We start from the raw sequence: 6,644 nt of genomic DNA on the forward strand, positions 1-6,644 counted from the left end.
CAACGGTCTCGTATAAGATTAGTTGCGTGGTTTAAGCAACTAATTTAGCAAATAAAAACCGAATAGAAAATCCGCGAGGATTTTCGTAAGTAGGCTAGAACCAAGCAATTAATTTTATACATTGTTGGCAACTGGCTTTTTTTTAGTCGTAAATTCTAATTATTTCTCCATTTCCTTTTCCGTTTACACTTCTTACATATCCGTTAATTACTTTTTTCATTGGTATAGGATTGTGTCCTGGGAAATAATCTTTGTATTTTTCATAAGCGTCTTCCACCATTCCCGAAGAAACTACATTTACTCTAATACCGTTTTCAATTTCGAGCGCAACAGCTTGCACAAAACTATGAATTCCACCATTTACCATAGCAGCACTCGTTGTTTTTACAACTGGGTCATCTGCTAAAATTCCAGTAGATAGAGTTATTGAACCATTTGAATTTAAATAATTCTGTCCAATACGCACAAGATTAACTTGTCCCATTAATTTGCTTTTCAGTCCGATATAATAATCGTCTTCAGAAAGTTTATTGAAATCGTCCCATTTTGCTTCACCTGCGATACAAATTATAGCGTCTACTTTTCCAATCTTTTCAAACATTGACTTTATCGAACTACTATCAGCAATATCAACAGTCACGTCTCCGTTGGTTCGTCCAGCAATTAAAATTTCATTTTTTTGTTTAAAATGTGAAACAACAGTTTTTCCTATTGTTCCGTTTCCTCCAATTATTAAAATTTTCATTGTTATAGTTTTTAAGTTAAACAATTAGTCTTTTTGCATTTCTCTTTTTTATTTCTTGACTTATATATCGTTAAAGTTGCAATGATACTCCAAAGTAAATTGGTTACAAATGGTGGAATTGCATTGTAGTAATAACAGTTTATAGCTATTAAAAGTCCTCCAAGTAAATTTAAATACTTGCCATAATCCAAATATTTTTTGTTTTCGATTAAAGTTAGGGCATAGGCAATGATTATTAATCCTGAACCTGACCAACCTAAAATGTCAATTAATAATTTCATAGTTTGTTATATAGCGAAATGTAGATATGTTTTATTAAATTTTTTTATTTTAGAAAATCTGTAAACTGTTTAATTGTCTCTTCGTTCCTTTTTAAATACGACCATTTTCCGTGTCTTGTTGATATCAAAAGTCCACATTTTTCCATATTAGTTAGATAAGTAGAAATTGTAGATTGTGATAATCCTGCTTTTTCTTGAATATAGGTAACGCAAACACCATCATTAAAATGTTTTAAGGTCTCGTGTGGTGGAAAATTTTTTTCTGGTTCTTTCAGCCATTCCATAATCTGAAACCTTGTTTGATTAGATAAACATTTTCCTATTTCTGTTGCTATTTTCAAATTCATAAGACAAATATATCTATAATTCTCGATATATAAAAATGAATTCGGATTTTTGATTGAAGTTCGATGTTTTCTTAGCTTGTTGCCAACGTTAGCGTATAAATTTCAGTTGCGGAAAATCGGTACGATTTTCCGATTGAGACTGAAAGATAGAAAATTGCAATGAATTTCCGCAGGAAATTCAGCCGCAATTGAATTTATACAATGTTGTGCATAGTTTTTTATTTTATTCGTAATGATTTTAAAAAATTCAGATAATCTTTTTTGTCAATTCCGTTTCTAATTTCTTCTCGAATTGTAGCGCTTATATTATATCCAATTTCTCCTTTATTATAAAATAGAAAATAAGAATATACTTGTCCATCTTTTGAGTTTACTTCAAAATCGTAGAATGTATTTCCATTTATATTTTCAGTTCCTTTTGATATTAATTCCACGTTTAATGTCTCCGATTTTAGCATACTTTCCAAATGTTGATTTCTCAAGTCTTTTGCGCTTAATTCTGATTGGTAATCGTCAATCATTATTGCGATGACACTTTTATCGATTGTTAAAGAATCATTCGAGTCATTTTTAAAAATTAGGTACTTGTCAATTTTTTCTGGTTTCCAATTTTTTGAAGGCAGGCATAGTTCAACCTTTTCGTCTGCGTAAAGATTTTCGCAGTTCGAACTTATTTTATTCATTTTATTTCCACAACTAAATAGAAATAGAATTGAAATTAAAAATAAAGTTTTATTCATTAAATTTAGGTTCGATTAAATTATGCACAACGGTCTTGTATATGAAAAGTAGCGGATTTTAGGCACTTACTTTTCGGATTATAACAGACCTTTAATTTATTCATTTTGTTTCATTTAAGCGATTAAACCGCTATTTTTTATATACGTTGTTGGCGGTAGTATTTTTTATCTTTCGTTGTGTCCTTTTCCGTCAAAGATTTTCAGTTTTGCCTTTTCAATTCTTGAAGTTCTTGTTTTAGATTGTTTGGCATCTGAAAAATGAAGTAAGTAACCTCTTTGCCTACCTGGTGTCAGATTGTAAAATGCTGTTTTAAAATTCGAGTCGTATTCAAATTCTTGTTCGAGTTCTTCTGGTATTTCATATTCTGAAGTCTTTTTCTTTTTGACCTCCAAACCTGCCCTTTCCACGTCTATTGCCTCAAAAATGTAGGCTTTGATAACTGCTTTCAAGTCATTGATTTGGGTTTTGTCCGTAAATCGTATTTGACGAGCCGATTGTACATTTTCTGTCTGTTGTACCAAAATATTTTCAGTATCTTTTAATAATGCTCCTTTGTGAAAAAGTAAGGCACAGTATTCTTTAAACCCGTGAATTAATACTATGTTTTTACCTTGAAAAGTGTAGCAAGGGTGCATCCATTTAAAATCTTCGTCAAGTCCACATTCCAAACAGATTTCTCTCAAAAGTATGGTTTCATCTTTCCATTTCTTACTTCTTTCTATGTACCTGTCAACCTTTTCCATTGTTAAATAGTTCCGTTCGTTTAATTCAATGATTTTTCGGTCGTGTTAGCGATTTTATTCAGCGTTTTCGTCTACCTCAAATATCCCAAAAACATTGTTGTCTTTGTCTATAAAATAACCTTGCCAACATCTGTTTTTAATCGGAAATTTCTCCATTGCAACAATTCCTCCGTTTTCTATTATTAATTCCGCAGTTTTGTTAAAATCATAAACCATAATTGAACAGTTAAACGCATTGGTTCCGTGTTCCTTTGGTGGCGTTTTTGCAGGTCGTTTTAGCAAAGCTCCGTTCATTCCATTGGTTTCTATCCGATAATATTCAATAGGTAATCCCTTTTCCTCTGTGAATGTCCATCCGAACACATTTTTATAGAATTCTATTTCTCTTTTTGGTTCAGAAGATTGAATTTCAAAATAGCTTATCGTGTTCATTTTTTGTTGTTATTGTGGTTCTTCTATATTACCGCCAACGGTCTCGTATAACCGTCAGTTACGGATATATATACGAAGTTTTTCGGTTTAGAACTGACGTTAGCAATTTCGAGTGGATTCGGACGTAGTCGAATCCGCCGTAATTGCGGTTATACATTGTTGTGGTGTCGTTTTTTTTATTTTTAATAGTCAAATTTATAAGAATTAGTTGTTTGTCTTTTTGTCCAATTTTTAAATTCAACGTTCACAATTACTTCTTGTGTTCCGTGAATTTTTTCTTTAAAATCAAAGTTTTCTTGATATGAAATTCCGTATTTATTTAGGACTTCATCAATTTTATTTTTTTCTATTTCTGCTTTTTTATTTTCTCTTCTGTATTTATTCAGTTTAGAGTAAGCAATTCCAAGAAATGAAAATCCAGCGACAATCATTCCAATTTTCACGTACCATAGGAATAAGCTATGTATATTCCAATCAGAAAAAAAGTAACCAAGAAGTATTAATAGAAAACCAATTATTATTGTGCCGTAGAAAGTCAGATGTGTTGACTTTTGGTTTCTGCGTATTATTTCCAATTCGAGATTAGCAATTTCTAATTTTTCTTGAAATTTTTTGTCAAGTGTAATTTTTGAGCAAGTATTATTAAAATCAGGTTTTTTATTGGTCAAATTACAAGTCAATCCTTTTTCAAGACTCGATATTTGGTTTTCGCATAAATCACAATGTCGTGAAAAATTCATTAAAATTTCAGTTCGGTTTTAGTCAGTTTTTGATTCCAGCGTTCGTTTTGTAAATGCACCACAACGTTAGCGTATAAATTTCAGTTGCGGAAAATCGGTACGATTTTCCGATTTAGACTGAAAAGATAGAAAATTGCAATGAATTTCCGTAGGAAATTCAGCCGCAATTGAATTTATACAATGTTGTGCATAGTATTTTGTTAAAATTTTGGTTCAGCTCTTTTTTCAATTAAATGGGCATTTCTTGTTACTTTGTCATTAATTGATAAATAATGGACTGCTAAAATCAATTGTATATTTGGGTTTTTTAAATCAAACGTATTATTATCACTTAGGATTTCTTGATATTGTAAATCGAAACCATTAAAGTCTCCAGAAGCTTTAATTCTTTCAGCGTATCTAGCAATTCTTGGGTTAGTTTTTCCTAAATCAGATAGATAATTTTGGTATTTACCAAATGCATTTGCGCAAATACTTTTAGCCTTTGTTTTATTAGGATAATAAGTCGTTTCACAGTACATCCAAATTTCGTTAAATACTGATTGAGGAATTTCTTTGTAAAGTGTTTTTTGTTTTTCAAAACTTAACTTAGCCCAAAAACCTTCTCCATTTGCTTGTAAAGAGTCGTGATTAGTTTGGCGATAACATTTTTTAAAATCAATATTTTTACAAGTTTCTGCTTTGAAAAATTCGGTTATTTTATTCAGCTCTTTGATTTGTTCATTACTAAAATTAGCATTCAGTTCTGCATTTGAGTATTGAGTTTTACAAGAAGAAAGAACTAATAAAATCAGAATTAAAATAATATTTAATATTGGTTTTTCCATATTATGCACAACGGTCTCGTATAACCGTCAGTTACGGATTTAAAGTTAATAATTTTCGGTTAAGAACTGGCGTTAGCAATTCCGAGTGGATTCGGACGTAGTCGAATCCGCCGTAATTGCGGTTATACATTGTTGTGCCTAGTTTTTACCATTCTCTCCATTCTTCCGTAATATCCTCATTTCTTTCATTGAAGCCTTTAAGATTTCCAGCGAGAATTATTATTTCAGCTAATTGTTCCCTTTGATCAGTTTCGATTAGTTCGTATTCGCATTTTTCATTCAGGTCATTCAATTCAAGAACAACTTTTTTCACGCTTTGCATTCCGTTTTCTTTTGAATCTGATTTTGAAATTTCAGAAAGAAAATTGTTCATAATGGACATACATTTTTCAACGTCAGATTCCGTGTATTCCGTTTCGCCAGGTTCAATGAATTCAATCATTCCAATTTTTACACTTTCTAAAATTGCTTTGATTTCCTTATTTTCTTTTAAGTCCATTTGCGAGGTATTTGTTTTATTTTCATTTTGACAATTTGCTGTTGTCAAGAATAAAAATAAGTTGAAAATTATCAATTTTGTTTTCATTTGTGTGATTTTCCAAAATTAGGCACAACGGTCTCGTATAACCGTCAGTTACGGGTTAAAGTACGCAAATTTTTCGGTTTAGCACTGACGTTAGCAATTCCGAGTGGATTCGGACGTAGTCGAATCCGCCGTAATTGCGGTTATACATTGTTGTACGCTGGCTTTTTTTAGAACTGCATAATTTTTTCATCAAATTCCGCTTTCAATTCATAGTCTTTATTCGTTCCGAAAAATATTTTATCATAATGAGCGAACAAAATAGCCCATTCCAGACTTTGGTCAAATACAGTCAAATCGTCCGAACCACTATAAAAAATCGAATCCCAATATTTGACAACAAATTTCCATTTGGTTATCATTCCATTTTGTCCGTCCCAAGAAAGGTAAACTTTTTTGTCAAAAGGAATTGCTCTTTGGAATAACCACTTTGTTATTTTTTTTTCATTATTTTCCAAGATTTCAATTTCGTCCAAATTCCGAAAAAGTCCGTTTTTGAATGGTTCGTTTGAATGAATCCAACAGTTGTCTAAATAGTTCGCAAGAAATTCCGCTCCGGTTTTGTCCAAAGGTTTTAATTCCGCAATATGTTGTTTGGGAAGTAAATCATATTTCTCCTCCGTAAATCTCCATTTAAGGGTAAATTCGGTCATCGGAATTATATGTCTATTTAAATCTTCGAAAGTCATTTTTTTCAGCTTGCGTACAACGTTAGCGTATAAATTTCAGTTGCGGAAAATCGGTACGATTTTCCGATTAAGACTGAAAGATAGAAAATTGCAATGAATTTCCGCAGGAAATTCAGCCGCAATTGAATTTATACATTGTTATGTGCTGGCTTTTATTATTGTTTTTAATTTGTTTTCGTAATTCAGATTTTCAAAGAAACTTTGTTGTCTTTCGAATAGATATCCGTTTGCTATAAAGTCCATTTCATATTCAGCTGTTTTTAAATTCAATTCCATTTGGTCAATCGAATATTCGCTGATTAAAATTTTAAAGTATCGAGCGTATAATTTCGAAACACCGAGTTTTAATAAAATCCACATTGGCGAAAGAAAAAATGGGTCAATCGTTTCTTTTCCTCTCGTGATTGTAATTCCGATTATACTTTCTTTTGGGATTGGTATTGCAGTCAGCTTATTCGAATAATTCGCACGTAATAAAATTCCGTTTGTCCGCTTTTCAAAGTTACATTTTGAATC

At 31.4% G+C, this 6,644-nt stretch carries 10 protein-coding genes and 1 pseudogene; all 11 read right to left on the reverse strand.

The window, feature by feature from the left end:
• Window positions 1–142 precede the first annotated feature (142 nt).
• A complete protein-coding gene (locus tag H574_RS0111965; protein ID WP_027880811.1) occupies window positions 143–745 on the reverse strand; it encodes a short chain dehydrogenase in 603 nt (200 codons plus the stop codon).
• An 11-nt stretch (window positions 746–756) separates the two neighbouring features.
• On the reverse strand, window positions 757–1,026 hold the full coding sequence (locus tag H574_RS0111970) for a CBU_0592 family membrane protein (protein ID WP_027880812.1): 270 nt from the start codon (window positions 1,024–1,026) through the stop codon (window positions 757–759).
• A 44-nt stretch (window positions 1,027–1,070) separates the two neighbouring features.
• Complete coding sequence (locus H574_RS0111975; protein WP_027880813.1) at window positions 1,071–1,373, reverse strand: ArsR/SmtB family transcription factor; 303 nt, start codon at window positions 1,371–1,373, stop codon at window positions 1,071–1,073.
• A 218-nt stretch (window positions 1,374–1,591) separates the two neighbouring features.
• Window positions 1,592–2,113: a hypothetical protein gene (locus H574_RS0111980; RefSeq protein ID WP_027880814.1), complete on the reverse strand. Its 522-nt coding sequence runs from the start codon at window positions 2,111–2,113 to the stop codon at window positions 1,592–1,594.
• Between the two features lie 165 nt (window positions 2,114–2,278).
• Entirely contained in the window at window positions 2,279–2,857 is a 579-nt protein-coding gene (locus tag H574_RS0111985; RefSeq protein WP_027880815.1) for a YdeI/OmpD-associated family protein, read from the reverse strand.
• A 54-nt stretch (window positions 2,858–2,911) separates the two neighbouring features.
• A complete protein-coding gene (locus H574_RS0111990) occupies window positions 2,912–3,289 on the reverse strand; it encodes a VOC family protein (RefSeq protein ID WP_027880816.1) in 378 nt (125 codons plus the stop codon).
• A gap of 182 nt (window positions 3,290–3,471) precedes the next feature.
• Window positions 3,472–4,029 (reverse strand): hypothetical protein, encoded by a 558-nt coding sequence (locus tag H574_RS0111995; RefSeq protein WP_036227613.1) that lies wholly within the window; start codon window positions 4,027–4,029, stop codon window positions 3,472–3,474.
• A gap of 200 nt (window positions 4,030–4,229) precedes the next feature.
• The gene (locus H574_RS14210) at window positions 4,230–4,856 is read right to left on the reverse strand and encodes a hypothetical protein (protein ID WP_051169888.1); all 627 of its coding nucleotides are present in this window, start codon (window positions 4,854–4,856) and stop codon (window positions 4,230–4,232) included.
• 145 nt (window positions 4,857–5,001) lie between these two features.
• Window positions 5,002–5,355 carry a hypothetical protein gene (locus H574_RS0112005; RefSeq protein WP_155912668.1) on the reverse strand — a complete coding sequence of 118 codons (354 nt, stop codon included), beginning with the start codon at window positions 5,353–5,355 and terminating at the stop codon, window positions 5,002–5,004.
• 254 nt (window positions 5,356–5,609) lie between these two features.
• Window positions 5,610–6,128, reverse strand: coding sequence for a hypothetical protein (locus tag H574_RS0112010; protein ID WP_027880819.1), 519 nt, complete (start codon window positions 6,126–6,128; stop codon window positions 5,610–5,612).
• Between the two features lie 138 nt (window positions 6,129–6,266).
• Window positions 6,267–6,644: pseudogene (locus H574_RS14700) on the reverse strand (hypothetical protein); the annotation flags it as partial.

This window comes from Mesoflavibacter zeaxanthinifaciens DSM 18436 (genome assembly GCF_000422365.1).
Taxonomy (GTDB): domain Bacteria; phylum Bacteroidota; class Bacteroidia; order Flavobacteriales; family Flavobacteriaceae; genus Mesoflavibacter; species Mesoflavibacter zeaxanthinifaciens.

Coding starts and splice junctions, on each gene's coding strand:
- H574_RS0111965 (WP_027880811.1), bottom strand. CDS start 745: ATGAAAATTTTAATAATTGGAGGAAACGGAACAATAGGAAAAACTGTT.
- H574_RS0111990 (WP_027880816.1), bottom strand. CDS start 3,289: ATGAACACGATAAGCTATTTTGAAATTCAATCTTCTGAACCAAAAAGA.
- H574_RS14210 (WP_051169888.1), bottom strand. CDS start 4,856: ATGGAAAAACCAATATTAAATATTATTTTAATTCTGATTTTATTAGTT.
- H574_RS0112005 (WP_155912668.1), bottom strand. CDS start 5,355: ATGGACTTAAAAGAAAATAAGGAAATCAAAGCAATTTTAGAAAGTGTA.
- H574_RS0112010 (WP_027880819.1), bottom strand. CDS start 6,128: ATGACTTTCGAAGATTTAAATAGACATATAATTCCGATGACCGAATTT.
- H574_RS0111995 (WP_036227613.1), bottom strand. CDS start 4,029: ATGAATTTTTCACGACATTGTGATTTATGCGAAAACCAAATATCGAGT.
- H574_RS0111975 (WP_027880813.1), bottom strand. CDS start 1,373: ATGAATTTGAAAATAGCAACAGAAATAGGAAAATGTTTATCTAATCAA.
- H574_RS0111980 (WP_027880814.1), bottom strand. CDS start 2,113: ATGAATAAAACTTTATTTTTAATTTCAATTCTATTTCTATTTAGTTGT.
- H574_RS0111970 (WP_027880812.1), bottom strand. CDS start 1,026: ATGAAATTATTAATTGACATTTTAGGTTGGTCAGGTTCAGGATTAATA.
- H574_RS0111985 (WP_027880815.1), bottom strand. CDS start 2,857: ATGGAAAAGGTTGACAGGTACATAGAAAGAAGTAAGAAATGGAAAGAT.